Raw genomic sequence first — 26,330 nt, 5'->3', positions numbered from 1 at the left:
ACGGGACGAGAGTATGAATTCGAAGTGCTTCTTCTTGGCTGCTTTTTTGGGATTTGCAGGCGGCCCCGTCTCGGCGCTGACGCTCGGCTGTGCACTGATTAGCGATCCTGTCGAGGCAGAGCGCATGGGTTCGGTTGATCGCTTCGTCATCAATGAGAATGCCCACGAAGTGCATATGTATTCGCGCTACAGCCCAGGCGAACCGGAATGGAGCTTCGGGACCAAGAAGGGCGATGTCTTCGACCCGAAGGGCGATAGCTTCTTGGTCAGGAAGGACGCTACCGGAGTATTCGGGGCTGGTGTGAGGGCCGGTTTCCCGCATGCCTTCTACTTCAACACCGGCACGAGCATTCTGACGTGGACTTACATCTGGAAGGACAAGGTCACCCGGATGCAATGGTTCTGCATCCCTTAATCCGGGAGACTTACCGGACCTGAAGGATGGTTTGGCTGGTCTGCCGAAGCGCCTTTAAGGCCTTCTCCTGATGCGGGTACAGCTTGCCAGGGCTGGCCTTCCTCAGGTCCTCCTGGGTGAAGGTGAACTCGTCGACCAGCTTTGAACGATCTAACCCAACAAACTCCCAGCACAGGCGAGCGGTAGGCATGATGTTCTCGCAGATCCGCTTGATGCGGCCAAGTAGCCCGGACTGCTCACGCGCGGTACCGTATTCGGCCTGCGGGTATTCCCTGGCCATCTCCCGAACGGCCTCCAAAATCTCAGAACGCGCTTGCTGTCGATCAAGCATCGGTAGGATCTCCGTTGATGATCGGGCGCTCGGCCCGGACGTTTGAAATGATTTCGGCGAAATCAATGTCCTTTGATTTGCAAAGGGCCATGAGGTCGAAGAGCAAAAATTGAACCTGGGTATCGGGCTTACCTGCCATGTCGTTGGCGAACGCCCTTTGGGCCTTCTGGAGGAGCACATCGAAATGCGATCCCTGGGCCTCACATAGATCCATGAGGGACAGGATCAGGTGCCAGATCTGGATACCCGTGTCGCCGACCATTCCAGCCGTGCGCTCGTACGTTTCGATGGCGAGACCGGCGCGAGTTGTGCCTGCGAGTGCTTCGAGAACTGCTTCGGCGGAGTGGATGGACTGCGGACTGATCATGGATGGTCTTTCGGACATCTGAGGGGGTTAGTCGACCAAGAGGCCGATAAGCGCAACAAGTGCGACCGTCACGGCGGCGCAGGAAGGCATGAACAGGAGCAGAGAAACGAGGAACCTCCCTTCCTCGCGCGTGATGAGTTTGCCATCAGTCATTCGCCGAAAAGCTCCTTCTTGCGGGTATCGAGCCGGTCGTTGGCGAAAGCCATCGCTGCAGTCCTGTTGGGACGCTCTTCTGCTGGACAGGTGTCGACCTTGAGGAACTGGGCGATCTTTATCCTCGCCTTCCGGATCTCGGCGATGCTGTCGAGCGGGATGTCCAAGAGGTATCGGCGGACCTGGTTCACGTACGGATTCGTTTCGTCGGGTACCGTCTCCCGGAGGGTGACCCGATTGAAGCCGCGCCGAAGGTCAATTCTGATCCTTACTGGGATCAGGTCATTGCGGCTGATCTCGATCTCAGCAACGCCGTCGCGATGAAACCGGATGGTCGAGGGCACCAAGAACTTGTTCTTGAGCGATCCTTCCTGGACGAGGCGGTAAACCTCCATACGATCCGAAACCTGGCGGGATCGCCGGTCGATCATGAGGAGGAGACCCGCTTTCTTCTGAACGAGGGGCGGCTCGACCGTGATCTCGGCGAGTGACACGAACCTCTGGAACGAGGAGCTTGCAAGAGTCCCCAGGCGCTTCTGAACGGGACTCGGTCGCACCCGGTCCGCGACGAAGTAGTACGCCGCCGGCACCACGGTTAGGATCATAAAGACGAAAGCAAGCGAGGTGTCGAAGATTAGGTCGACAAAGGCCAACACGAGAAATGCCACAACGGCGGCCAGCACGGGCGCGGCGTCGAGTTTAGCCTTCAGAGATTGAAGCGAGCGGGATCGTGCCCAGACCAGAGCCTGGGATGCATACGTCGTCATGACTGTCCTTGGGCGTGCGGTTAGCGGGATTTCAGGAGGTCGAGGGCAGCCTGGGCGGCGTCTCTGAGATCAGCGGGTGAGCCTGTCGCCAGTGCTCGTTCGAGTTGCGCGATGATCTGTTCCTCGGGCGATTTCACCGGAAACTGGATCTTCGGCGGCGAGGGGCGCTTTTGTTCGTCCGCGCCACTCCAATCCGGCTCCAGGACGGTGCCGCGGCCAGCGTTGACGGCCAGCTGATCGGCCATCTCATTGTACTGGTTGCCGTTATGGCCGCGGACCCACTGCCATTTGATCTGCTGCTTCGACGCGAGGCGGTCGAGTTCCTGCCAGAGATCTTGGTTTTCGACCGGCTTCTTCTGGGCGTTGCGCCAGTTGTTGCGCTTCCAATTGACGATCCATTCCGTGATGCCCTTGATCACATACTGGCTGTCGGCATGGATGGTGAAGCTGCACTCCTCCGCCTTAAAATGATCAAGCAGCGCGATGGCGGCCGAAAGCTCCATCTTGTTGTTCGTTGTCTGCGAGCCGCCGAAACCGGAGAGGGAATGGGCATTGCCGTGCCTATCCAGGATGACGACGCCGAAGCCGCCGGGACCAGGATTCCCAGAGCAAGCGCCATCGATGTAGGCCTGAACGACCAGGCGGCCGGCAGCATCACGCAGAAAATGATTATCGAACATGCGGGAGGTCTCGGATTGGAAATGGCTGCGAAGCAATCAGGGGCCGCCGGAGCGGCCCCTAGTTCCGAGGCTAGTGCCAGCGCGAGGCGAGGCTGGCAACAGTCGTCTCGCCCGGATCGAAGGCAATTTCAGCGGTCATCTTCCGAGCCTGCCCTGCGGAGGCGAAGCCGAGGACGAGCGTCGCCCGGTTTTCGCTGGAAATGAGATTGAGGCTCATCGACTTGAGAGCGCCGTGGGTCGGCTCATACATGCGGCGGTAACGGTCGCGCAGCTGGGCGACGGTGCCATACCGGGAGGTCGTGTCGATCGCGATCATGTACTCTACTCTCGTGTTGGATCAGCTACTCCCGCCTGACTGCCTTGTCCTGAGCATCCTTCGGGGGTTTTCCTGATCTTTTGAACCGATTTCGAGGCCATCAAAGAAGAAAGAGAACAACAGATTAGGAGGATTTCTCCGACCGATTTGAACGCCTTACGGGGTTTAGAATAGACGCCATTTTTCGCCCTGAAACTGGTTCGTTGACCGCCAATCCAAAACACAGCAGATCCCGACTAGAACACGAACGCCACTGGAACACGCCAATAGCCTTGCTCTAACCGATCGATCCTTCCAGAGCCGCGCTTGAAAAATCAACGATGCGGCTTGGAATAGAGCCAATTGGAAGATAAATGCCTTCCCGGGGTTTAACTGCCCCGCAATTTTAGGTGCCGAACTGGTCCGTTGACCGCAAGTCCAAGAACACAGCAGATCCCGGATAGAACACAAACGCTGATGGAAGATCCCAATAGCCTTTTGCTCCAGCCTGAGCATCCCTTTGAAGGTGGTCCTATCAGAACCACGCCCCTATACCCTCCGGACTGCTTAGAACCGAAGAGAGTATCTCTATGAACACCCCTGAAGTCGCCACCGCATCGACGAGCAACGACCTTCTTCAGATGACGGCAGATGTCGTGACTGCCTATGTGGCGAACAATTCCCTGGTCCGGCAGGACATTCCGACGCTGATCGAGAACGTGCATAAGGCGTTCGCCACGATCCAGAGTGGTCCTGCGGAGATCAAGACGGCAGAGCCCCTGCAGCCGCGGCTGCCAATCAAAAAGACAATCACGCCGGACTATCTGATCAGCCTGGAGGATGGCCGCCAGTATCGGACCCTGAAGCGGCACCTGAGGGGAGTGGGCCTGACGCCGGAGGAATACCGCCTCAAGTGGGGTCTGCCCCACGACTATCCGATGGTCGCCCCGAATTATTCTCAGCAGCGTTCCCAGATGGCCAAGAGCATGGGCCTCGGTGCCCAGGGGAAGAAGCCCGCAAAGAAGGCCGGCCGTCGCTCCGCTGCAGCGTAGGGATAAGAAACTGGTCAGGTCCAGCGTTTGGCATGGCCAGCGCGGACAAGGAGGCGGCCCAGGTCGGAGCCGTCGATTGCGATACGGGCGAGGGTTCGCCCGTATCGATCCTTGCCCCTCCTGCGGATGGTGGCGGAGCGAGCCCGTTCGATTGTATCCCGAAGGAACTCAGTCGCGGCAACAGCCTTGTTGAGCTCCCTGCGGGAGCGCGGGCGCCGGAGTTCGGGCGCGTTCACGTTCTGGAGCCGGACCTTTTCCGCGACGGATCGATCCGGCCCGAGAATCCAGACGGTGTCGCCGTCGATCACGCAGAGATTTCGTGGATTGATGGCGTGCTTTGCAGAGGACCGGATCCAGACCCACAACAGGCAGGCGAACAGAAGACCGAGGGCAGCCGGGACAGCAAGGTTCATGGAACTCCTCAGGCGATTGCTTGCGTGGAGAGGGATGAGGCGGAACCGGCGAGGGCCCGTCTGATCCGCTCGAGGTGGCGAGCCGCCAGCGCAGCATCCAAATGGCGGATGCCGGTGTAGACGCGGCGGCTCGTGTATCCGGCAGCCTCGGTTGCGAGCTTGCGCCGCTCCTCTTTTCGGATCTTTCGTGGATCGACGGTCCGGATGAGGGAGATCGGGCCGAAGTCCTGCCCGCGGCGGGCGAGGGTGTCGTGAAGGCACTTCTCGCCGCTCGGCGTAATCACCATACAGGTGACGCGTTTCCGGCTGCCGGCGGGTTGCCTGGTGCGGCGCAGGTGTCCGAGTTTCAGAAGATCCTCGACATACGAAGTGACGGCGTAGGCCCATTTGACCTGAACGGCAAAGCCAGCCTCGCCGCGGGAGGCCGCAAGGCGGAGGTAGGCAGTGCGTATGGCCAAGCCCTTATGCTTGTCAGCGGACATCGGACGCTCCTGAGATTTTCGGGGATTGATCGAAAACGATCTCAAAAACGGCGGCCCGACAGGAAACAGGTGGAAATCCTAGGTGGGGAGTACAAATGAAGAACAGGCAATGCTATTACTAAGGTGACCTGATAGCCTGTATCCATTCGTGGGGACCACGTTGGACTTCACCCTTGATCCAGTCATTGCCGATCCGAGGCCGGAAGAAGCCGTAACGGGCGAGGTCATTGCCGATCGTCGCGTGATACATTGTGACATGGATGCCTTCTTCGCCAGTGTAGAGCAGCGGGACAATCCAGAGTTCCGGGGGAAGCCCGTCGCGGTGGGCGGCTCGAGAGAGCGGGGCGTGGTGGCGGCTGCCAGCTATGAGGCGCGCCGCTTCGGCGTCCATTCTGCGATGCCGTCGGTGACGGCGCGCCGCAAGTGCCCCGATCTGATCTTCGTGAAGCCACGCTTCGACGTCTATAAGCAAGTCTCCCTGCAAATCCGAGAGATCTTCCACGAGTACACGCCCTTGGTGGAGCCCCTCTCGCTGGACGAGGCTTATCTTGATGTCACCGAGAACCTGAAGGGCATTCCGTATGCAACGCAAGTTGCGCGTGAGATCCGAGCGAAGATCTTTCAGGAGACAGGGCTGACTGCGTCGGTTGGTATATCATACCAAAAATTTCTGGCAAAGATGGCGTCGGATCAGCGTAAGCCCAACGGTATGTTCGTCATCACGCCCGAGATGGGGCCGGCGTTTATGGAGCAGCTTCCGATCCAGAAATTTCATGGGATCGGCCCTGCGACCGCTGCGAAGTTCAACAGGCTCGGCATTTTCACGGGGCTCGACCTGAAGGGGCGGTCGCTGGAATTTCTGCAGGAGCGGTTCGGCAAGGCTGGGAGCTACTATTACTGGCTTGCTAGAGGGGTCGACCATCGTCCGGTGCGCCCAGACCGGATCCGGAAGTCCGTTGGAGCCGAGAACACATTCTCGAGCGATCTGACTGAGTTGGAAGCTATGAAGACGGCGCTCCAGCCGATCATCGATAAGGTTTGGCGCCATTGCGATCAGACCGGGGTGAGGGGCCGTACGGTGACGCTCAAGGTGAAGTATGCGGACTTTCACCAGATCACCCGCAGCCGAACCCTGGCGAGTATGGTGGAGGGCAGGGCGGCGCTCGAGGCCGCGTCGTTTGAACTTCTGTCGGCTTTGGTTCCCTTCCCAAAGGCGGTTCGGCTCCTTGGGGTCTCTCTGTCCACTTTGAATACGGACGAGGAATCCGAAACCCCGCAGCTATCTTTGGCGCTGTGAGTGGAGGACAACAATGGATCTATAGGGAATTTTGAAGCTGAGACTTTTCCAAGCCGGCGTCGTCCAGACGTGTCGACAACCTTGGCATGTCGCAGGCATTACGATCGATTGTAGATCAGCGTGGCTTGTTCTCGGTTGTCTTCCTGGCACCGCTCTCCCGTTTGGCCGATCAGGCGAGGATATGTCCGCTCCAGTTCTTCCAGCGAAACGCTTCCAGGAATCCGGGGTTTTCGAACGCAGATCGCTCCGCCGACTCCCCATGCAGCCTCAAACCCTAGAGGACCTGGATCCGGGGTGGGTTGGAGGATGCCAAGCCTATCATAGACATCAATCGGCGTGTCATCGCGCGTATGACCGACCCCATCTCCACCGTAATCAGCCCGAACCATTCGCACGCAGGCTTGGTGATAGTCCCATAAGGACTCGCCAGTCGCAGCAGAGCGCCAAGGCTTATAGCCCCATCGCACGCACTTGCCGATTGCTCCACCTGTACAGATTAACGCGAAGGCGTGTTCGTCACGCAGATGGCGCCCATCCTTCGTCCACACGCCGCTTAGGGGAAATGCCTTGGCTATCCCGTCTGGACCGGGCAGGCAAAGATTGGTCCAGGCGCCGGTGTTCGGATCCTGGACCGACAGCGTGTGTAACTGGATGTCGTGATCCGGGTCGCTCGGATCCGGCTCAACCGCCTCAATGCGAACTTTCTGCCGTCTGTTATCAGGGCTTGCGATCGACAGGACAGCGCCAATCAGCTGGGCGCTCGTTAGGATGCGCCCATCCGGCAACGTCATTCTGAACTCGGTCCCGACAGCCTGAATGTCGCTCTTTGCAATTTGCGAATAACTCGGCGACGGAAGGCTGATTGCCGCCATGAGAGTCATCACAAGCGCGAGGACCGGGAGCCTCACGGCTGCCGCCTTGCCTTACCGGACAGCGAAAGCCGTTCCGTCCGGGAGTACGACGTGCGTAATGGTCACGGCTTGGGCATCAAACGTGGCTTTATCGCTTAAGGCGTTACTTGCGAGCCGGTTTGACGCAAGCCTGTTTGAGGCAAGTCTCGCGGTGGCTGGGACACTGAATGCCAATACCAGAGTGAACGCTGCAGTGGCGGCAGCAAAGATCGATCTGCGTCTGGAGATCATGGCGTCCTCCCTTAGAAAGGGACTGCCCGTGGCCGACGGTCTCAATCCGTCACCACACGCCGATTTTACTCCTGATCGCCTAAGGCTTCCAGACCACATGGGAGGAGGATGCATGAGGGCAGCGCTGCAAAGCTCCACTATCTGAGATAAGGCTGAAGTGCTCCCGATCCGGCGATCCAGCCAAGCTTTGTCCCCGACAAAGTGGCGCAGTTCTTGATTTGTTCTGGTCTTTCACCGCGGATCGAGATAGGGTCCCACGATCCCAAATCACGACGTGCGGAGCCTTTATGAGCTTGGATAAGAAGAAGGCGATCGAGACAGCGGTCGCGCAGATCGAACGCGCCTTCGGCAAGGGCGCAATCATGCGCCTCGGCGGCGATCAGGTTGTCGAGGTCGAGACGATTTCGACCGGCTCGCTGGGCTTGGACATCGCCCTTGGTGTTGGCGGTCTTCCCAAGGGCCGGATCGTCGAGATCTATGGGCCGGAGTCTTCGGGCAAGACGACACTCACGCTCCACGCCATTGCCGAGGCCCAGAAGAAGGGCGGTGTTTGCGCCTTCATCGACGCCGAGCATGCGCTCGACCCAGTCTATGCCCGCAAGCTGGGCGTGAACCTTGACGATCTCATCGTCTCCCAGCCGGATCATGGCGAGCAGGCGCTGGAAATTGCCGACACGATGGTGCGTTCGGGCGCGATCGATGTCGTGATCATCGACTCCGTCGCTGCCCTGACCCCGAAGGCCGAAATTGAAGGCGAGATGGGTGAGAGCCGCCCCGGCCTTCAGGCCCGTCTCATGAGCCAGGCGTTGCGGAAGCTGACCGGTTCCATCAACCGGACGAACACGCTGGTGATCTTCATCAACCAGATCCGCATGAAGATCGGCGTGACCTACGGCAGCCCGGAGACCACGACGGGTGGCAACGCCCTGAAGTTCTACGCTTCTGTTCGTCTCGACATCCGCCGGATCTCGACCCTGAAGGATCGCGATGAGCCGATCGGCAACCAGGTGCGGGTGAAGGTGGTCAAGAACAAGGTCGCTCCGCCCTTCAAGCAGGTCGAGTTCGACATCATGTTCGGAGAAGGTGTCTCGAAGATGGGCGAGCTCATCGACCTCGGCGTGAAGGCTGGCGTCGTCGAGAAGTCGGGCGCCTGGTTCTCGTACGACAGCCAGCGCCTCGGACAGGGCCGTGAGAACTCCAAGACCTTCCTGAAGGAGAATCCGGAAATCGCAGCCCAGATCGAGGGTAAGATCCGCGAGAATGCAGGCCTGCTCATGCACGATCTTCAGGCCAATGATACGGGCGACACTGCGGCCGACGATGCCGCGTAATGGAAGAGGCCGGTCCGTGAGGACCGGCCTTTTTCTTAAGCGACCTGTTGATCCGGCAGCGGGACAATATCGAATGAGCGGTATCGTCCCCGACCCTCGGACTTCGCCTGATACAAAGCCTTGTCCGCACCTCGCATGATTTCGTCGCGGGTCAATTGGGGATCCTTCGCCATGAAGATCCCGATGCTCGTTCCGATTGTGATCTCCTGGCGATCCAGCCCGATCGGTGCGCTTATCGCTGCGATGATCCGCTGGGAGATTGTCTCGGCAATATCAATCGAAACAGGATCCCTGAGCAGGACGGCGAATTCATCGCCACCACGACGGGCCGGGATATCATCAGCCCGGATTGCGTTCTGAAGACGTTTCGCAACGATCCGCAGCAATTCATCACCGGCAGCGTGACCGAGCTTGTCGTTAACCTGCTTGAAGCCGTCCAGATCGAGATACAGGACCGTCAGCGCCTCGCCGTGGGTACGGAGCCTGTCGAGGTCCGCGTCCAAACGCTGGCGGAACAGAACCCGATTGGTCAGTCCGGTCAGGGCGTCGTGGTGGGCCAGGTGCGTCAGGTTCTTGGCCAGATCCTGAACCTCGTCATGGGCGCCCTCCAACAGATCATTCTGCCACTTCATGAAGGCGATCAGCCCGAAGCCGCAGAGGATCATCCCAATCATCATGAATGTGAAGGTGCGATGCAAGCCCATCAGGGCGACATGATTCTCGGTAATCAGGTCGGCAACATATTGGTTCGCCACGCCGACAAGATGCGGCAGGATCGTTGCAATGGGCTCTAGTATCGCGGTTGCTTGAACGGCCGCACCGGACTTGTCGATGCTGTAGATGAGTGGCTCTGCGGCTCTGCGGATCTCCTCGATCCGATCAGCCGCCGCCTTGGTGTCTTGGCTACTTTGGATGAAGGTACCGAAGTTTCCATCCTTCAGCATGTTGAAGCGGCTCTGAACGATGTCGAACCTGAGGATGACATCGTCAGCAGTCACGCCGCTGTCACCGGTGCGATAGGCAAGGAGGGAATGCTGAAGGCGGAAGAATTCAGATTCGGCCTTGTTCGCCACCCACGCCACATCCAGGCGCGAAACTCCTGCCAATTTGTCCTGGCGGTCGGCGATAAGCCATAGGAAGTACGCGGCCCCGATGATGAAGCCGGCGCCGAGGAGCACCAGGACAATCTTGAGCCTGTTGAGGGATCGCGCACGGTTGGGCGCCCTCTTGCTCATGGCTCTCATCGCTCTCAGACCACTGATGATCATTAGATTGCCGCCTCGCTGACTATGCGAATGCGTGCGCTCGGCAGCGGAATGACATTGTCGAAGACCAGGGGTCCAATATCACTGGCAGGCACAGGAGCTCCCAGGAGGTAGCCCTGAGCGTCGGTGAACCCTTCCTTGACGAGGAAGTGGAGTTCGTCTGCTGTCTCGACTCCTTCGGCGATCACGGGCAGGCCGAGACCATCGCACAACAGGCGCACGGCCCGGACGATCGCGGCGGCCTGCTTATTGGCATGAACCGCCTTGATGAAGGATCGGTCGATTTTGATCTTGTCGAGCGGAAACTCCCGCACATTCGACAAAGAGGAATAGCCGGTTCCGAAATCGTCCATGGCAATGGTGACGCCCAGCGCCTTGAGCCTATTGAGCGTTTGGCGGGCTCGGCTGGGATCACTGATAAGGGCTGTCTCGGTCACCTCGATCTCGAGGCGCTCTGGAGAGAGCCTGGTGTCAGCCAGAATGCTTTCGACCAACTCGGCCAGTCCCTCATCAATAAGCTGCCGCGCAGAAACATTGACCGCGATCGTGAGCGGTCGCGTCCAGCTTGCTGCCTCACGGCAGGCTGTGCGTAAGACCCATTCGCCTAAGGTGAGTATAAGGCTGCTCTCTTCCGCAATCGGTATGAAGAGCCCGGGTGAGAGGTCATCACGGACGGGATGTTTCCACCGCAACAGCGCTTCAAAGCCCGTCACCTCCCCGGTGCCGATCTTCGCCTGGGGCTGGTAAACGAGGTAGAGTTGATCGTCCTGAATGGCTTGGCGGAGATCCTGTTCGATGGTCCGGCGCTCGCGGAGCTTGTCACCCATCGTTGGATCGAAGAAGCGGCAGGACCCGCTCGTTTCCTCCTTGACCCGGTGAAGAGCGGTATCGGCGCAGGAGAGCAACTCGGCCCGGTCACTGGCATCGGTGGGATACAAGGCAATGCCGATGCTCACGGACACGGACCCGGGAAGGTCTTCGACCTGAAGGCCGGCAGCAACTGCCTTCTGCAGCCGCTCTGCAAGGAGGCGGACTTCCGTCGGGCTTTCAATATTGGGCATGAGAACCGCGAATTCGTCGCCGCCAAGCCGCGCAAGGATCTGCCCGCGGCTCAGTACCGTCGCCAGCTTGCTGGCAACATCCCGAAGGGTATGGTCGCCGGTCGTATGACCATAGAGGTCGTTAATGTCCTTGAAGCCGTCGATGTCGAGGCAGAGAATTGCCAGCTGTTGGTTCCTGGCCTGGTGGACGGCAATTTCACGATCGAGCCTGTCAATGAAGTTGGCCCGGTTCTCAAGGCCAGTCACAAGATCACGGGTCCGGTTCCAACGATCCCGGATGCTCATGCCGGCGCCAATTCCGGTGAGAACGACACCTGTGACGAAGGCCAGGAGGGTTAAGCTGATCCCAAATCCATCTGGGGGAGGGGGCGCTACCACTCTGGTTCCGACCCAGTAGGTCGACCATAGGCCGAAGAGCGCGGCCGCGATTGCCACGCCTCTGAGGACAAATCGTTTGGAACCCCGGATTTTGCCTGCCTGTGTCCACTGATGGACGCACGTAAGACAGGCGACAGCAAGGGTCGCAACCTCCATCGCGATCAAAAGAGCAGATCGCTCTGTGAAGACAAACTCAGAAACGGTCAGCATAGGACGCCCGCGTTAACCTCCGAGCCTCAGCTGCCACAAAGTGCTTGAACTCGAACCAGATTAAAAATGTCGATTGAGATATCGATATACCGGGTTCGCACCGGTATGGCGGGGCGGCATCATGCCTTTGGATCGGGCCTAGAGGGCTGGGCATCCAATCCGCCATAGGAAAGTCAAATCGAGACCTTCACTGTTGTGACTTTTAATTCGGATCCAGCCTAACTACAATCGGTTTGAAGCGTTTTAAGCACCAGGGTTAATCCGACGCCTAAGCGATCAAATCCCTTGTTTGGTGCATAGAATCTTTATACGTCGGGAGGTGACGCAGGCTCACGTTCTCGGGCCTGCGCTCCGCTCTAGCTGACGTACACCAGCTTGCTGGGGTCGAGTTCCGCTTCACCGTCCCACTGATATGCGGCGAGATGGCCACCCTTCGCGACGGAGTAGTCGAGGCAGAGCCGGCGCCGGTCAGTCAGGCCCGGATTTCCTTGAAGCCAGTAATGCCCAAAGACTACCGAGGCGGCGTGGTCGTACTCCAAGCGATCCTCGGGGCCGAGTTCGATATCCGGCAGGAGAGCGGTTGTCTCTGGATCGACGAGAGCAGCGCTCCTGTAGGTGGTAGCCACATCGTCCCACCAGCGGATGCGAGTGTTGGTTCGCTCATGGCCATCCTTATCGAAGAACGATACGCCTGCGGGGAGGGCGATCTCAAGGCCTTTTAGAAGGATCTCGACGGCGTTGTGCGCCGGATGCCCCTTGGCGAAAGAGGCATAGATGCCATCCTCTGTGAGCGAAGCGTCCTGATTGACGAAGTTCCTCATGATGGCGATTTCGCGAGCATGCCAGCAGGCATGAATGACCCGAAGGCCATCAGTCTCCCACCAGAGGGGCAGGGTCATGAACCACTCGACCGTTTCCCGGTGGAGAGGAGAGCCCTCGCCGACGGCCTCTAGGAATGCCTGATGCTGGTTGCGATTCTTGGCACTGTGCGCCCGGAGCGGCCGAGAGGGCTCGTTGGGATCGGTGAGGAACCAGCCGATGGCATTGTGCTCATGGTTGCCCATCGTCACCAGGGCAAAGCCTTCGTCTCTCATCTGCCGGAGGATCCGAACGGTTTCGAGTTGCTCGGGGCCACGGTCGATGAGGTCGCCCACGCTGACCAGCGTCCGGTCCTGATGCTGCCAGATGCCGTTCTTGAGCTTATAGCCCAGCTTGGAGAGGAGGGCGGTAAGCTTGGATGCGTGTCCATGGACGTCGGCGACAATATCAAAGCGCAATTCGAACTCCTTTCAGGTGCACTTTCAGCACCCAAAGCTTGGCCGTTCGTACGAGACGGACGGGCGTCATTTGATTTCTACTTTTCGGGGATCTTGATGACCCAAATTGCCAAGCTTTGCGGAAGAAATAAAGCCGAAAATTCCGCCTTGAGTGCTCGGAATTAACCGAACGTTAACCATGTCGGCGATATCAAGGCAGCAACCGGGATGTGGGGCACTCGGCTGACGTGGTTGAGGGGTGGCGCGGATGTACCGTCACCCCTGACCACTGTCCAGCGGCGGCGCCCGATCGTTGTGATCTGCTGGCACAATCTCTCAAGCAAAGCCGAAATCCCGCGGTTTAAATCTAGCATTTTGTATCCGATGACTAATATCTTGACCGCCCCCACACGGCACTCGGGCCCACTGAGATAAGTCATTGACGCTATGCATCGACAGGATCAGAATCATCCACGCGCCGTGATTTGACTGACGCATCCCAAGTAAGGGGACGATCATGCTTCAGATCATTATTCTGGCTTGCGTTCTTGCTGTCATAATGCCGATCGTGCCTGCCAGGGGACAACCAAACGGAGTCCTGACTCAGGCCAATGCCAAGGTGCTGATTGATCAATATTACTGCTACTCGATGGGAGCCGCAGCAGCACAGACTGTTCTTTTGAAGAAGTGGTTCAAGGCAATCGGAGCAACCGATCAGGAATTCACAAACTTTCAGGCTAACGCAGAGCGAGCTCGGCGGACCGCTTGTGGAGAACCACCAAGTAATTTTATTCCTGCTCCCATGGGTTCGATTACTGCCCGGTTTCAGAACAATCATCATCTTACAAATGCCGAAGCAAAACTGACTCTCCTCGACTCGTTGGAAAGATACGCAAAACTCCTGGCATCCAGTTGTGGTTTGCCGACAGAGAGAGATCTTGCGCAATCTCTCTTTGTTCGGATGCGTAGCGTATCTGGAGGACCGAGCGCGACACCTGCAAGCTTCGATCCTTCAAATCCGTCTGCGTTTCTGGGTTCGTGCGGAAGGGGCGGCGGCCAAGTTCCGGATATCAGCGACGACATAGGCAGTTGGGGCAATTCTGCAAAGGATCACTATCGACAGTGCGTGAATAACGTAATCGCCAAGGCGAAACCTGCAGAATGTGTCAACAACCCTTATGCGTCTCAGACCCTGAACAACATAAAATATGGGACTGCATTTATACTTGGGTTGGTCACAGCCGCTACCGCCACCGGGCCTGCTGCTCCCATTGTCGTACTTGGAGCCGCAGTTACAATATTAGTTACTATTCAAATTGATAATGCAAACGAAGAACAGCGCCGAAAAGATCAGGAAAACATAAAAAAACTACAAGAGCAGCTAGCCGAAAAGGAGAAGAGCGACGCTACTGGGTCAGCGCCTGCTTCACCCACTGCTACAACTCCGTCAGACTCCAACAGTGATTCTGACGACATTACACTTGCTCCAACCCCTGTACCTGAGGATACGCCAGATAAGAATAAGCAATGCAGTCGGTTTCCTGTCGCTGGAACAGGATACGAGCTCTCGTATGCACGAGAGGATGGTGGCGTCATAGGAATTCTGGACTCGATCCGATCGTGTCGCTGTGAGGCAAGAGCTGTTGAAGGTCTAAATAATTCAGGCATAGCCGGACGAATCGGTTCCGAGTGTCAGTCGGATGAAGACCGAACCCGCGCAGACTGCGCTCAAAATCCGTTCGATGATCACGATCGTCCTCGCGAAGAATGTATTGCTTTGCTTCTGCAGGACAATTCAGCCTCGGTGAACGTCGAGGCGCTTTTGTGTAGTCAGGTTAGGTGCTCACAGTACTCATCGAAAGTCGGCATGAGTCCAAATAGAGTGCTTGCTTGTGGGTGCCTCGGGCTCTCTATAGACGGACCCACTAGAACAGCGACCTGCGACAGGATGAGGTGCGAAGGAGAATGTGTGTGCCGCGGCCAGAGGTGCAGTTGCGAAGGGAGTGATATGCATACAACTCCCCCTACACCGCCCAGACCTCCTGTTCGACCTCTAATTCCCCACGGCCTTGGCGGGATTACTCTGCCGCCATTGCGTTAACGTTCGTTTTAGGAATCCTGAGGTCTGCTGCCTTTAGCAGATCTGTCTGCACACGTTTCCGCGATCTGTTTCAAAGGAGCCGGGATCGGCTCCGGAGACACTCTAGACCAATGCCCGAAACAAGAAAGGGGAGGCCTGAGGCCTCCCCTTTTGGGTTTAGAGCATGAAGTAGGCGGCCTTCATGGACGAGACGCCTTTGACGCCGATGTAGTGGTCCGCGACGCCGTCTCCGTTGGAGTCTATAACGAGGTTATCGGTGGCAGTGTTGTAGTAGAACTGCCCCGCCTTGTTAGCATTCAGCTTCCAGTCGCCCGTGGAGTTGCCGAGGAAGGTCATCTTCTGGCGGCCGGCGACATCCGGGTTAGCATCGAAGCTCCGGAAGTTGATCTTGTCGTCCGCCCGAAAATCATAGATCCGATCAAACGAATTCAGGTCGCCAAGGTCCCCGTAGGAGTTGAACTTGAACTGGTCTTTCCCGGATCCCCCATAGAGCCGATCAGCGCCAGCACCGCCCCAGATGGTGTCGTTTCCGGCACCACCCGATAGGTAGTCCATTCCGTCGCCACCGCTGAGGAGGTCGTTGCCCGACTCCCCATAGAGCTTATCATCGCCGGCGCCACCATAGAGCTTATCGTTCCCGGCGCCGCCCTTGAGAGTGTTGTTCTCGGAGTTGCCAGTGATCGTATCGTTGAACTTCGAGCCTCTGGCGTTTTCGATGACCGTCGCCTTGCTGATAACAACCTGGCCATCAGAGATAACAGAACCCGCCTTCTTGTTGACGTAGCTCCAGCTTCCGGGCTCAAGATTGATCGAGACTTTGTACTTCGCTGCCGAAGCGTCGAGCGTGTCGATCCCGCCGGCATCGAAGATGTACTTGTCGTTGCCCATCTTGTAGGTGTTGGTGCCAAGACGAACCTGCGGAGTTCCGTAGATCTCCTGGAGCGCCATGATGTCATAAACGCCCATCTTGTTGTCCGGGCCCGTATAATCGTAGCCCATGGCGGAGGAGGCGAGTTCCTTGCCCCTCAGAGCGTACGGTCCCTCGAAGGGATGCTGAAGTCCAAGAGCATGGCCGATCTCATGGAGAAGGGTGTGAATGCCCTGGCCGCTCTTGGTGTTGTATTTGATATGACTGTCGGCCCAGACCTGGCCCTGTTCGAACCTACCGAGCACCTTGTTGTAGTAGATGCCCATCCCGCTGCCGACGATATCTCCGGTGAAATCGTACTGACCGAAGGCGAGCAGAGAATTGGCTGCGTCAGATTCGACGAAAGTCACATTGGCGATCGAGGAGATGTAGCCGAGAGCGGCATAGACCGTCGCCTTCTCCTGAGCCGAGTAGGTCGAGAAGGTCGATGCCTTCCTGTCGCTGCTTCCTTCCGGGGCCGCATTCATGAAAGAGAAGGTGATGACGGCCCCTTCTCCGTCAGCCTTGTTTGCGTAGTCGCGGAACGACTCGTTGTCCTTATCGGTTCCGCGGAGGGCAAGGATGGCTCTAGCAGACATATTATTACTTTCTCATTCTTGAAGCAGGAGCAAGCGAGCGCACTTGTAATGCATCAAACCGAAATAGAATGGTAGGATACAAAACCGTTTGCGCCGCTGGCGGTCAAGCTGTTTCAGTTTCATTCTGGGGATTTAATTTCCCGTCCTAATAAGGACGCCGTCTCGAAATGCCTGCTGGCTTGTGCACCCCGGATGATGGTCATCGCGCGTTAATCAGTGTGGCAAACGGGGTTTGTTGATCCGTACAAAAAAGGGGCGCGCGCACAAGCGCCCCGTTATGTGCTGATCTTAAGTTCAAGCGAAGAGTTCCGCCTGCTCGATCCTAGGTCTTGCCGCTGCGGATTCCAGAGCGAGTTGCCTCTGAACACGCGGACTGTGCATTCCGATCTTAAGACGGTGGCGTTCGTCTTCACACCTGGCGATATAGTCTTGAACGGCATCATCGCGGACGGCCTCGCACATCTCGCGAGACCCTACTGCAACCAAGCGATTGCCATCGTAGAGGACGCTAGGTCGGTTCTCGACATCGATAATATGCACGGGCTACGTCCCCTTAGATATGCGCTGTACGTCCAGCCTGAATGGCCCGAGGCATCATGGATTGTCCGGGGCGGCAACGATCGGCGACATAGGATCCAGCGGCAGCGGCACTCGAGAATACGCCTTCAAATTTTCCATCGATGTACAGACCAACGTGATCAGAGCCGCGAATTGGGGTCAGATCGTATGTTCGCTCGGTCCGAGGCTTCGGCTTCCTGGACGGCACGGTCCGGACAATCTTAAGGGCTGATGCCTGGGTAAGGGCGGCACTAGTGTCGTCAAATGGTCCGTGTGACAAACCATCGATAATCAATTCCACCCGTGAGCCGTCGAGGGGCACTAGTCTGATCTGACCCAAAAGGGCGCAGCGCCGGACTTTGCTATTCAGCTTCCGGCTAAATGTGGTGCGATTTCCATAGGAGCCAGTTTTGGAGCACTTGCGCATCGTCGGATCATAATGAAGGCAGATGAGGTCTCTCCGCACGACACGCTTATAGGCGATATCGAGCGGAGAATTGGGTTAAACAACGCCTTTATGGGCGCCAGCTAAGGGTTGATCTCCCTAGCCACATCCTGAGCTTTGGCCGCATGCAGTGCATGAGGTGCATTTGCCCGCACGGATCATCTGGAAACTGCCGCAGGCGCCGCAAGCCTCGCCAATGAACCCTTGGCTCTTCGCCAATGCCACTTTCGATGCGAGCTCTCCTTCCTCTCGCACCGCTGGGGGCTGGAACGGCAGACTCTCAATCGGGTGCATTGCCAAAGCGGCGTTGCCGTCGACTTGAGGGATCATAGCCGTCGATGAGATGGCGACGGTCTGGGCAACCGCCTGCACATCCGACCGAACAAATCCGCGCGAGATCGGGAGTACAACTCCCGAAGAATCCGACGAAGTGCCGTCATTCTTGCCCAGGCCGACGGTCGTCGGTGCGTTCTCCGGCTCGACGTGGGCGAGGTCGTTGCGGCCGAGATAGGACACGGCGAGCTCGCGGAACACGTAGTCGAGGATCGAGGTCGCGGACTTGATCCGGTCGTTGTTCTGGACGAAGCCGGCCGGCTCGAAGCGCGTGAAGGTGAAGGCCTCCACGTATTCCTCCAGCGGCACGCCGTATTGCAGGCCCAGCGAGATCGCGATGGCGAAGTTGTTCATCATGGCCCGGAAGGCGGCGCCTTCCTTGTGCATGTCGATGAAGATCTCGCCGAGGCGCCCATCATTATATTCGCCAGTCCGGAGGTAGACGCGATGTCCGCCGACCGTTGCCTTCTGGGTGTAGCCCTTGCGGCGGTCGGGCATGCGCTCACGGTCCCTGACCTTTACAATGCGCTCGACAACCTTCTCGACCATGCGCTCAGAGATCTGAGCCACCTTAGCTGCCGCGGGGAGGGCGGCGACGGATTCCGCCGCATCGTCCGCATCCTGGTCCTCATCGGCGATGAGGGCGGAGTTCAGGGGCTGCGAGAGCTTGGATCCGTCGCGGTAGAGGGCGTTCGCCTTCAGACCCAGCTTCCAGGACAGCATGTAGGCGTTCTTGCAATCCTCCACAGTGGCGTCGTTGGGCATGTTGATCGTCTTGGAGATCGCCCCCGAGATGAAGGGCTGCGCGGCCGCCATCATGCGGATGTGGCTCTCGACCGAGAGATAGCGCTTGCCGATCTTGCCGCACGGATTGGCGCAGTCGAACACCGCGTAGTGCTCCACCTTGAGGAACGGCGCGCCTTCCAGCGTCATCGCCCCGCAGATGTGGATGTTCGCGGCCTCGATGTCGGCCTTCGAGAAGCCGAGGAAGGACAAGAGGTCGAAGGACGGATCGTTGAGCCTGTCCGCCGGCACCTTGAGCGTGCCGGTCAGGAAGTCCTCGCCCAGAGTCCAGCGGTTGAAGACGAACTTGATGTCGAATGCCGATTTCAGGCCCTTCTCCACCGCGTCGATCTTCTCGTCCGAGAAACCCTTGGCGCGCAGGGAGCCCGGGTTGATGGCGGGCGCCTGCTTCATGGAGCCGTGGCCGACCGCATAGGCCTCGATCTCGGCGATCTCGTGCTCGCGGTAGCCGAGCGCCCGCAGGGCGTCGGGCACCGCCCGGTTGATGATCTTGAAGTAGCCGCCGCCGGCGAGCTTCTTGAACTTCACCAGGGCGAAGTCAGGCTCGATGCCGGTGGTGTCGCAATCCATCACGAGGCCGATCGTGCCGGTGGGCGCGATCACGGTGGCCTGCGCGTTGCGGTAGCCATACCTCTTACCAAGGTCCAGCGCTGTCTCCCAAGCCTCTTTGGATTCGGTGGCAAGCTGGCTGCCGAGGGAGTTCCAGGCCTCATTCAGAGGTCCGGAACGATTCAGGGTATCCACGTCGAGCGGAACCAAGCTGGTGGACAACCCATCGTACCCGTCCAGAGCGCCGATGGCTGCGCGGCGGTGGTTATACATCACCCGCAGCATGTGCTTGGCATTCTTCTCGTATTGAGGGAACGGTCCAAGCTCTCCAGCCATCTCGGCCGAGGTAGCATAGGAGACGCCGGTCATGATCGAGGTGAGGGCACCTGCAATGGCTCGTCCTTCATCGGAGTCGTAAGGCAGGCCCATTGTCATGAGCAGGCCACCGATGTTTGCGAAGCCGAGGCCGAGCGTGCGGTACTCGTAGGAGAGCTGCGCGATTTTCTTGGATGGGAACTGCGCCATCATCACGGAGATTTCGAGCACCACCGTCCAGAGGCGGCAAGCATGCTTGAAGTCCGCGATGCTGAAGGTGCTTCCTTGACGATCGAGGAACTGCAGCAGGTTGGCGGAGGCGAGGTTGCACGCCGTGTCGTCCAGGAACATGTATTCCGAGCACGGGTTCGAGGCACGGATGCGGCCACCCTCAGGGCTGGTGTGCCAGTCGTTCATGGTGGTGTTGAAGTGCAGGCCCGGATCGGCGGACGCCCAGGCGGCATGGCCGATCTGCTCCCACAGGTCGCGAGCCTTCAGGGTTTTCATGACATGGCCACCACGACGGGCCGTTAGGTGCCAGTCGGCATCGTTCTCAACAGCGCGGAGGAACTCCTCAGTTACGGAAACCGAATTGTTGGAGTTCTGGCCGGAGACGGTGAGGTAGGCTTCCGAATCCCAATCGGTGTCGTAGATCGGGAAGTCGATGTCGGTGTAGCCCTGGCGCGCGAACTGGATCACGCGGTTGATGTAATTGTCCGGGATCATCACCCGGCGAGCCAGCTTGATCTCCTTCTTCAGGGCCGGGTTCTTCTCCGGATCGAAGCAGGCATCGCCCTCGGCCTCGCAGTTCACGCAGGCCTTCAGGATGGCTTTCAGGTGCTTAGAAGCGAGTTTGGAGCCCGTGACCAGCGCGGCAACCTTCTGCTCCTCCTTTACCTTCCAGTCGATGTAGCTCTCGATGTCGGGGTGATCTACATCGATCACGACCATCTTGGCCGCGCGGCGCGTGGTGCCGCCCGACTTGATGGCGCCGGCGGCGCGGTCACCGATCTTGAGGAAGGACATCAGGCCGGACGAGCGGCCGCCGCCGGAGAGCTTCTCGCCTTCTCCCCTGAGATAGGAGAAGTTGGAGCCGGTTCCCGAGCCGTACTTGAACAGGCGCGCCTCGCGCACCCAAAGGTCCATGATGCCGCCCTCGTTCACCAGGTCGTCCTCGACGCTCTGGATGAAGCAGGCATGGGGTTGCGGATGCTCGTAAGACGACTTGGACTTGGTCAGCTTTCCGGTCTTGTAGTCCACGTAATAGTGACCCTGGCTCGGACCGTCGATGCCATAGGCCCAGTGCAGGCCAGTGTTGAACCATTGCGGGGAGTTGGGCGCCACCATCTGATTGGCGAGCATGAAGCGCAACTCGTCATGAAATGCATGGGCATCTTCTTCCGACGAGAAGTAGCCGCCCTTCCAGCCCCAATAGGTCCAGCAGCCGGCGAGCCGGTCGAAGACCTGCTTGGAGGAGATCTCGGAACCGAAGCGCTGATCCTCGGGGAGCTGGCCAAGCGCCGCCTCGTCGGGCACGGAGCGCCAGAGCCAGGAGGGAACGTCGTTCTCCTCCACCTTCTTCAGGCGGGCCGGGACGCCGGCTTTGCGAAAGTACTTCTGGGCCAGCACATCCGCTGCGACCTGGCTCCAGGATTCGGGAACCTCGATGTTCTCGAGCTTGAAGACGATCGAGCCGTCCGGATTGCGGATCTCGCTCGTGGCGAGCCGGAAGGCGAGGGCAGCGTAGGGCGACTGCCCTGCTGTGGTGAAACGGCGCTCGAAATGCATCGTAGGCTAATCCTTACTTCGGAGATCTCAATCTCCGGGCCGCAGGGGCGGCTCATTGATGAGGGGTCTCAGGTTCTTTCGCTTCCCAGTGGAGGGCATACTCGAAGCGACCCAGAGGATGCTCTGGAACACCGCAAGTATGATTTGCGAAATAACTTGTACTTTAAGTGCGAGATAATTCCAAAGACGATCACGCCCTGACAGGGATCAAGGCGAAAATGTCCTTAATTTTCGTCACTTTGATCTCTCAGGAGAGAAGACGGCGTCGATCGATGTGCCTGCACCGGATCGCGAATTGGATCGCCTTCGAGGCGCCGCCGACGTGGCAAATAGCTTCGGCAGCGGCCAGGAAGTCATCTCTGTAGGTCCGGCGAGTATAGATGGCCGAATGCGCCTCGGACTGACTGAATCCAGCGAGGCTCATGGCCCGCTGCAGACGCGGAAGGGGCCGAGTGATCATGGGAGGTCTCCGGATCCAGATTTTGGGGTTTGGTTCTGGTCAGTGGATCTCGTGATCACCTGATCTAAGTGGATCTTGTTCTATCCCTTGTGGGTGGGAAGAGGGCGGTGCACTCCTTTATGAAAGCACCGCAGCATCGATCTGGGCCTGAGCATAGTAGCGATAGGCCTCTTCGGTCGGTCCTTTGAGCGTCCTTCGCGCAGTCTCAATTTCGTTTCGGACCTGTTTCAGCCTAGCCAGACCGTTCCGGATCTGGCTTTCAAGCCGGCGCTTTTCGGACATGATCTCCCGGTCGACCCGGGCGGCGTCGGCGGGATCAACGGGCAGGGTAGGGACATAAACGAAATCCCGCTCTATGGAAGTCCGCCAGGAGAGTAGGCTTTCGAGCAGGCGGTTGCTCAGGCCGGGGACGGCGTGGAACCGCTTGATGTCGATGTCGGCAGCGGTCTCGATCCCATAGGAGGCAAGGAAGATCTGCCGTTCCGTGGTCAGAGCCTCTATCCTGGCCTCAGCAATCCGGTAGCCATCGAGGTAGCGGTTCCTTTGCAGCGCCCAATGATTGTCTTTGAGCTCCTCTTGGCGGCGGTTCCGGAGGGCTGGGAGCTGGTCCCAAACGTCGCGAAGCTCCTGAAGGACGGTCTTCTGACGAGAGAACTCTTCTGAACTCGCCCTGAGTGTCCACTCGGCCTCGGCAGCTTCCCACTTGAGCTTTGCTCGCTCTAAGCGACGCCTGATGGCAGCCTCGTCGTCCTCGGTATCAAACAGACCGTGGGTGACAAAGAATGCGAGGATCCCAGCACCGATGAACCACATCGGGTGAATGGCCTCAATCTTGGTGAAGATGCCTAATGTAATCAGGCCAAATCCGATGATCACTGCGGCCAGATGGGCAAGGTTCCCTTTGCGGCGGACTGCTAGAGCCGCTTCCGAGGGAGCCGAGTCAAGGTTGAGGACATTGGGCGCCTCACCTGGTGGGTCGAGGGTTTCGGCTTCCCGCCAGAGGGTCTCAAAGTCAGCGCTTTCTCCGAAGACAACTGCCTCAGCCATGAAACTTGAGGCCGTCCCGTTGTCGGATGAGAGCCGGCACCACGGGCACGAGGTTCCTGTGTGGTGCCAATGGGATCCATCGGAGCGGCATGGCTTCAGATTTTGCTCTAGTCGGCTGAGGGCAGCCATCCACTCGCGCGCTGACGGGCGTCCGCCCTTGACCGCAGGTTTTCCGAACGCACGCTCAAACAACGCGGCCAACTCTGGGCCCACAATTGACAAGGATGGGGTCTTTGGCGGCTGCTCCATTAGATGGACGCTACGACGGGAGCCATATGGGAAGCGAAACTCAGCGATCGCTCTCGAGATCGGCATGTCACCATCTCCGAGGTAGCGTCCTGCGAAGGGATGGCGGCCAGCAAAGAGTAACTGGAATATCAGAATAGCCAGGGCAAAATTGTCATGGTTAACGCTGCGAACCAGACCACCAAAGGGCTTGTCTTGAAGTTCGGGGGCAAGCAGCGTTACCTGCGCGGCTTCTCCGACTACAGAATCGATCATGTCGATCTGGAAGGTGTCGCAGCCCGTGAGAATGACCGATGCATCCTGTCCGACCAGAATATTGGCAGGGTTGACGTTTCCAACGATGCACCCGGCTTTGATCACCGCGTTGAATGCCCGAGCAAGATTGATCGAGACCCTGACAAGAAATCTCCAATCGGCATTAGGAAAGCGCTCGATCTGCCCCTTAGGGCTGGAGAGCGTTGAGATGGGAAACCGCCCTCTGACCAAGGGCATCAGGAACCCGATAGGCTCGTGACTATCCTTCGGATAGAGCAGGGTTGTCGGCCAGGCCGTCACCTTCCTTAGTTCGCTGTTGTTGAGCTGCAGCATCCCCTTGAGCCGGGCAGTCATGTGCGCACTAGGGCTGCCGTGGAGGACTTTGGCCGCAAGCCGTCCGTCGGCGGGCACACGATAGACGGCTCCGCCGCTCTCATCGGAGAGCATTTCACCGAGCGGGAATGGTACTCCAGCCTCGTCAGTCACCCGGGGTGCATTGAGGTTAACAGCGATGCTTTCGCCTGAAGGGAGCCGCCGGTCCGTTGGAAGGGCAGGGCTGAGATGCATCGCGTAAGGTCCTCATGTGACGCGGCCGATTTACATTCAGGTGAATGCGATGGGCACGATAGAGGATCGATCTGTTAATTGGAATTTACGATTTAAAACAGCGTAAACGCCAGCCGCTTTGCGCCTATTCGGCGGCTAATTTCGTGCGGCAGATCATTGCGAGCGTCGTAGCCCTACGGTTATGAGAGGAGAGATACCTCGTTGCGCGCCTTCTGGTATCGGTCGAATTCCAGGCTCAAGATTTCTGCGCCACGCGAGCGAACCTTCTTGATCCGTGCGAGCGTTTTCTCGAGGTCCGCGATCCCGAGCCTAAGCTGGAGTTCCAGATCTCTGGCTTGTGCCGCGATATCCGCCTTAACTCCATCGACCTGCACGGGCAGGAGTGGCTCGGCAGGATCGAATTGGAATCCGCTCTGCAGCGTTCTGCGCCAATCGACCAAGGTTTTCGCGATTGAGGGACCAATACCCTGGATGCGCGAAAGGTTTTCCTCGGCCGGGATGTCGGCTGCCGTCTTGACCTTCGCGTCTTGGAGAGCTTTCAGACGCGGGTCACCTATATTGAAGATATCGGCCTCATGAATTGGGAACCCTGATAGAAACTGCTGACGCTGGGTGTCCCATTGGACGTCCCTGAGAGCCTCCATCTTCTCCTCTTCCTGATCGGGAAGGCTGTTCCACTCATTCCGGAGGTCCAGCAGTTGGAGTTTCTTGGTGTCGAAGGATCGCGGTCCAGCGCATTGCTCCCATTCGGCCTCGACGCTCTTCCATTCGGCCTCGGCAGCTTGGAGCCGCTTCTGGAAGGCACTGGTGTCTGTAGGAATTGCCAGGACGCAGCAGAGACAGAGGAGTCCGACCCCTCCAATAGACCATAGCGATACTGGGTCTCCTCCAGCGATGCTGAGGATCGGGAGAAGGATGAAAGCTGTCCAGGCAAGGGCGAGGGTGACCTGGCGGCCATCAAGGAGGCGCCGATAGAAACGCGCCTGGCGTGACGGGAGGATCGTAGAAGCTTGCGGCTTCGGCGCGGGCCCTGGGTGAGGAATTGCCTCGACCCGTTCCCAAAGGGACTCGAAATCGGCTGTCATCGTTTCTCTGGGCGGCTGGATGCTCTGACGAAGCGGAAGGGCCTGGGATGAGGCCTTAATGGAGGAACGCCAGTGGCGGGGTTGCCTCCTGTAGTTCGGCTGCCCCTGCGATCAGCATGACTTCCGAACTAACCAGCGTGCGAAAGCTGACAAGTTCCTCATACAAGGCTCCAGCTCGGAGGAACGCCCGTTCCCATGCGGCGTCGTTGTTCCCGGCGCTTCTGAGACGGGAGAACGTGGTCACTATCTCGTCCCGCAACTCCTCAGTCCGTGTTTCTAACATGTGGGTTTCGGCGCCCATGTCTTCGGCCGCCTCGATTTGCTCATCGATTTCGTCGAGGATGCCGATTTGAAGCCCCCAGAGCGTTTCGATCTCATTCATCAGGATGTCGGATGAGAGCGGAGCAATGTGAAGGTCTGTCACGGGAGGGAGGGTATTCATCGAATTTTCCTATTAACCGCGGCAGTTAGTGACATGACTTAGTGTCAACTGCACTGTCGTGCTGTTGGATTCCAGTAAGCCACTCCTTAAGCGCTTTGGCACGCTCGGGCGCTTGCCGAGCAATTTCCGCTTCAATGCAATCAACGAGCCGAAGATATTTCGCGCCTAAGAGGTTTGCGTGGTTTACGACCAATCCAGCAAGAGAGTTTGGACCGCTCGCTGCTTGGAGGCGGTTGTGCAATGTTGTGATCTCCTCCCGTGTCCAGTCGAAGTCCGACCTGTCGAAGGGAGCTTTAAGGTTCAACTCCTCCATCATGGCGTACAACGCCTCGTTTCGGGCAAGCATTTCGCTCAAGGTTTGGTTGATCTCAGCTATTCTTGAGCCGAGAGGCCGATTGCTTTCAGGTGAGTTGATCATTTTCTTCTCGCTTCGAATTGTGAAGGGTTGTGAGACTAAATACGTCTAGGGAAGCGCCTCGCGGGCTACGGATGCGAAGCACCGCCGCATGCTATTGAGCACCTTCAGCAGCTCTTTCCCGGTCTTCGTCGTATAACTTCGATAATGGGCTTCGAGGCCATCCATTAATTGGGTGTACAACTGGCTGATCGCAGCAGCCATCTCTTTGCCTGCAGCGATGTCCGGCATCGGATTATCCGCAGCGAGTGCGCCTTGCTGGAGGACTAAGAACTCTCGGCGAAGCCGCGTTAGCTTTGATCGTCTGAAGGGACGTTGAACTTTCAACTTCTTCATTGAATCAAAACCGTCCTCGGTCATCTCCAGCATTGCCGAAAGGACAGCCGTGAGGTTGTCGACTTTCTTCCGGATCGAGGCACGAACTCTGGGGGAGGGACTCAAGGCTGATCTCTTGTTCGTTGAGGCGCAACGTTATAATTTCGCATAAGATACGTTATGGAACCTGTTCGGAGATTCCGC

General features: G+C 58.1%; 24 protein-coding genes. 5 read left to right on the top strand and 19 right to left on the bottom strand.

Features of this window, described 5'->3' with window-relative positions:
• Nucleotides 1-13: 13 nt before the first annotated feature.
• On the top strand, nucleotides 14-415 hold the full coding sequence (locus tag OCW50_RS18935; RefSeq protein WP_262267241.1) for a hypothetical protein: 402 nt from the start codon (nucleotides 14-16) through the stop codon (nucleotides 413-415).
• A 10-nt stretch (nucleotides 416-425) separates the two neighbouring features.
• Here OCW50_RS18935 and OCW50_RS18930 read toward each other — a convergent pair whose 3' ends face one another.
• The 6 genes from OCW50_RS18930 to OCW50_RS18905 all read right to left on the bottom strand — a co-directional run bounded on the left by OCW50_RS18930 (nucleotide 426) and on the right by OCW50_RS18905 (nucleotide 3,029).
• On the bottom strand, nucleotides 426-746 hold the full coding sequence (locus OCW50_RS18930; RefSeq protein ID WP_262267242.1) for a hypothetical protein: 321 nt from the start codon (nucleotides 744-746) through the stop codon (nucleotides 426-428).
• Complete coding sequence (locus OCW50_RS18925) at nucleotides 739-1,113, bottom strand: hypothetical protein (RefSeq protein WP_262267243.1); 375 nt, start codon at nucleotides 1,111-1,113, stop codon at nucleotides 739-741. The genes OCW50_RS18930 and OCW50_RS18925 overlap by 8 nt, the downstream gene beginning before the upstream one ends.
• A gap of 27 nt (nucleotides 1,114-1,140) precedes the next feature.
• Nucleotides 1,141-1,266, bottom strand: a complete 126-nt coding sequence (locus OCW50_RS18920) for a hypothetical protein (protein WP_262267244.1) — start codon at nucleotides 1,264-1,266, stop codon at nucleotides 1,141-1,143.
• Nucleotides 1,263-2,033, bottom strand: a complete 771-nt coding sequence (locus OCW50_RS18915; protein WP_262267245.1) for a hypothetical protein — start codon at nucleotides 2,031-2,033, stop codon at nucleotides 1,263-1,265. Before OCW50_RS18915 ends, OCW50_RS18920 begins: the two co-directional genes overlap by 4 nt.
• 20 nt (nucleotides 2,034-2,053) lie before the next feature.
• Entirely contained in the window at nucleotides 2,054-2,713 is a 660-nt protein-coding gene (gene rnhA, locus OCW50_RS18910) for a ribonuclease HI (protein ID WP_315974450.1), read from the bottom strand.
• Nucleotides 2,714-2,783: 70 nt separating this feature from the next.
• A complete protein-coding gene (locus OCW50_RS18905; RefSeq protein WP_262267246.1) occupies nucleotides 2,784-3,029 on the bottom strand; it encodes a hypothetical protein in 246 nt (81 codons plus the stop codon).
• A gap of 569 nt (nucleotides 3,030-3,598) precedes the next feature.
• Here OCW50_RS18905 and OCW50_RS18900 point away from each other — a divergent pair.
• Nucleotides 3,599-4,060, top strand: a complete 462-nt coding sequence (locus OCW50_RS18900; RefSeq protein WP_262267247.1) for a Ros/MucR family transcriptional regulator — start codon at nucleotides 3,599-3,601, stop codon at nucleotides 4,058-4,060.
• A gap of 14 nt (nucleotides 4,061-4,074) precedes the next feature.
• Here OCW50_RS18900 and OCW50_RS18895 read toward each other — a convergent pair whose 3' ends face one another.
• Both OCW50_RS18895 and OCW50_RS18890 read right to left on the bottom strand, forming a co-directional pair.
• Complete coding sequence (locus tag OCW50_RS18895) at nucleotides 4,075-4,473, bottom strand: thermonuclease family protein (protein WP_262267248.1); 399 nt, start codon at nucleotides 4,471-4,473, stop codon at nucleotides 4,075-4,077.
• Nucleotides 4,474-4,481: 8 nt separating this feature from the next.
• On the bottom strand, nucleotides 4,482-4,955 hold the full coding sequence (locus OCW50_RS18890) for a hypothetical protein (RefSeq protein WP_262267249.1): 474 nt from the start codon (nucleotides 4,953-4,955) through the stop codon (nucleotides 4,482-4,484).
• A gap of 256 nt (nucleotides 4,956-5,211) precedes the next feature.
• Here OCW50_RS18890 and dinB point away from each other — a divergent pair, with 256 nt between their 5' ends.
• Nucleotides 5,212-6,252 carry a DNA polymerase IV gene (gene dinB / locus OCW50_RS18885; protein ID WP_373371474.1) on the top strand — a complete coding sequence of 347 codons (1,041 nt, stop codon included), beginning with the start codon at nucleotides 5,212-5,214 and terminating at the stop codon, nucleotides 6,250-6,252.
• Between the two features lie 98 nt (nucleotides 6,253-6,350).
• On the opposite strand, the gene OCW50_RS18880 is transcribed toward dinB, so the two are convergent.
• Nucleotides 6,351-7,124 carry an ADYC domain-containing protein gene (locus OCW50_RS18880; protein ID WP_262267250.1) on the bottom strand — a complete coding sequence of 258 codons (774 nt, stop codon included), beginning with the start codon at nucleotides 7,122-7,124 and terminating at the stop codon, nucleotides 6,351-6,353.
• A 557-nt stretch (nucleotides 7,125-7,681) separates the two neighbouring features.
• Between OCW50_RS18880 and recA the strand changes: the two genes are divergently transcribed.
• Nucleotides 7,682-8,725, top strand: a complete 1,044-nt coding sequence (gene recA / locus OCW50_RS18875; protein ID WP_262267251.1) for a recombinase RecA — start codon at nucleotides 7,682-7,684, stop codon at nucleotides 8,723-8,725.
• Between the two features lie 35 nt (nucleotides 8,726-8,760).
• On the opposite strand, the gene OCW50_RS18870 is transcribed toward recA, so the two are convergent.
• The 3 genes from OCW50_RS18870 to OCW50_RS33695 form a co-directional block, all read right to left on the bottom strand.
• Entirely contained in the window at nucleotides 8,761-9,960 is a 1,200-nt protein-coding gene (locus OCW50_RS18870; RefSeq protein ID WP_262298604.1) for a GGDEF domain-containing protein, read from the bottom strand.
• 32 nt (nucleotides 9,961-9,992) lie between these two features.
• A complete protein-coding gene (locus OCW50_RS18865; protein ID WP_262267253.1) occupies nucleotides 9,993-11,639 on the bottom strand; it encodes a bifunctional diguanylate cyclase/phosphodiesterase in 1,647 nt (548 codons plus the stop codon).
• A gap of 356 nt (nucleotides 11,640-11,995) precedes the next feature.
• On the bottom strand, nucleotides 11,996-12,916 hold the full coding sequence (locus OCW50_RS33695; RefSeq protein ID WP_262267254.1) for a metallophosphoesterase: 921 nt from the start codon (nucleotides 12,914-12,916) through the stop codon (nucleotides 11,996-11,998).
• Between the two features lie 496 nt (nucleotides 12,917-13,412).
• On the opposite strand from OCW50_RS33695, the gene OCW50_RS18850 reads away from it, so the two are divergent.
• Nucleotides 13,413-14,996 (top strand): hypothetical protein, encoded by a 1,584-nt coding sequence (locus tag OCW50_RS18850; protein WP_262267255.1) that lies wholly within the window; start codon nucleotides 13,413-13,415, stop codon nucleotides 14,994-14,996.
• Between the two features lie 156 nt (nucleotides 14,997-15,152).
• Here OCW50_RS18850 and OCW50_RS18845 read toward each other — a convergent pair whose 3' ends face one another.
• From OCW50_RS18845 to OCW50_RS18815, 7 genes are all read right to left on the bottom strand, one after another.
• A complete protein-coding gene (locus OCW50_RS18845) occupies nucleotides 15,153-16,502 on the bottom strand; it encodes a M10 family metallopeptidase C-terminal domain-containing protein (RefSeq protein WP_262267256.1) in 1,350 nt (449 codons plus the stop codon).
• Nucleotides 16,503-17,604: 1,102 nt separating this feature from the next.
• The gene (locus OCW50_RS18840; RefSeq protein WP_262267257.1) at nucleotides 17,605-21,294 is read right to left on the bottom strand and encodes a vitamin B12-dependent ribonucleotide reductase; all 3,690 of its coding nucleotides are present in this window, start codon (nucleotides 21,292-21,294) and stop codon (nucleotides 17,605-17,607) included.
• Between the two features lie 577 nt (nucleotides 21,295-21,871).
• Nucleotides 21,872-23,869: a hypothetical protein gene (locus OCW50_RS18835; protein WP_262267259.1), complete on the bottom strand. Its 1,998-nt coding sequence runs from the start codon at nucleotides 23,867-23,869 to the stop codon at nucleotides 21,872-21,874.
• A 179-nt stretch (nucleotides 23,870-24,048) separates the two neighbouring features.
• Nucleotides 24,049-24,954, bottom strand: coding sequence for a hypothetical protein (locus OCW50_RS18830; RefSeq protein ID WP_262298601.1), 906 nt, complete (start codon nucleotides 24,952-24,954; stop codon nucleotides 24,049-24,051).
• Nucleotides 24,955-25,009: 55 nt separating this feature from the next.
• A complete protein-coding gene (locus OCW50_RS18825) occupies nucleotides 25,010-25,396 on the bottom strand; it encodes a hypothetical protein (protein WP_262267261.1) in 387 nt (128 codons plus the stop codon).
• Between the two features lie 25 nt (nucleotides 25,397-25,421).
• Nucleotides 25,422-25,814: a hypothetical protein gene (locus OCW50_RS18820; RefSeq protein WP_262267262.1), complete on the bottom strand. Its 393-nt coding sequence runs from the start codon at nucleotides 25,812-25,814 to the stop codon at nucleotides 25,422-25,424.
• A 45-nt stretch (nucleotides 25,815-25,859) separates the two neighbouring features.
• Nucleotides 25,860-26,252: a hypothetical protein gene (locus OCW50_RS18815; protein WP_262267263.1), complete on the bottom strand. Its 393-nt coding sequence runs from the start codon at nucleotides 26,250-26,252 to the stop codon at nucleotides 25,860-25,862.
• Between the last annotated feature and the right edge of the window lie 78 nt (nucleotides 26,253-26,330).

Source organism: Microvirga sesbaniae, assembly GCF_025460805.1.
GTDB lineage: Bacteria > Pseudomonadota > Alphaproteobacteria > Rhizobiales > Beijerinckiaceae > Microvirga > Microvirga sesbaniae.
Note: the sequence above shows the minus strand (reverse complement) of the source record. Positions and strands in the feature narration are given on the sequence as shown.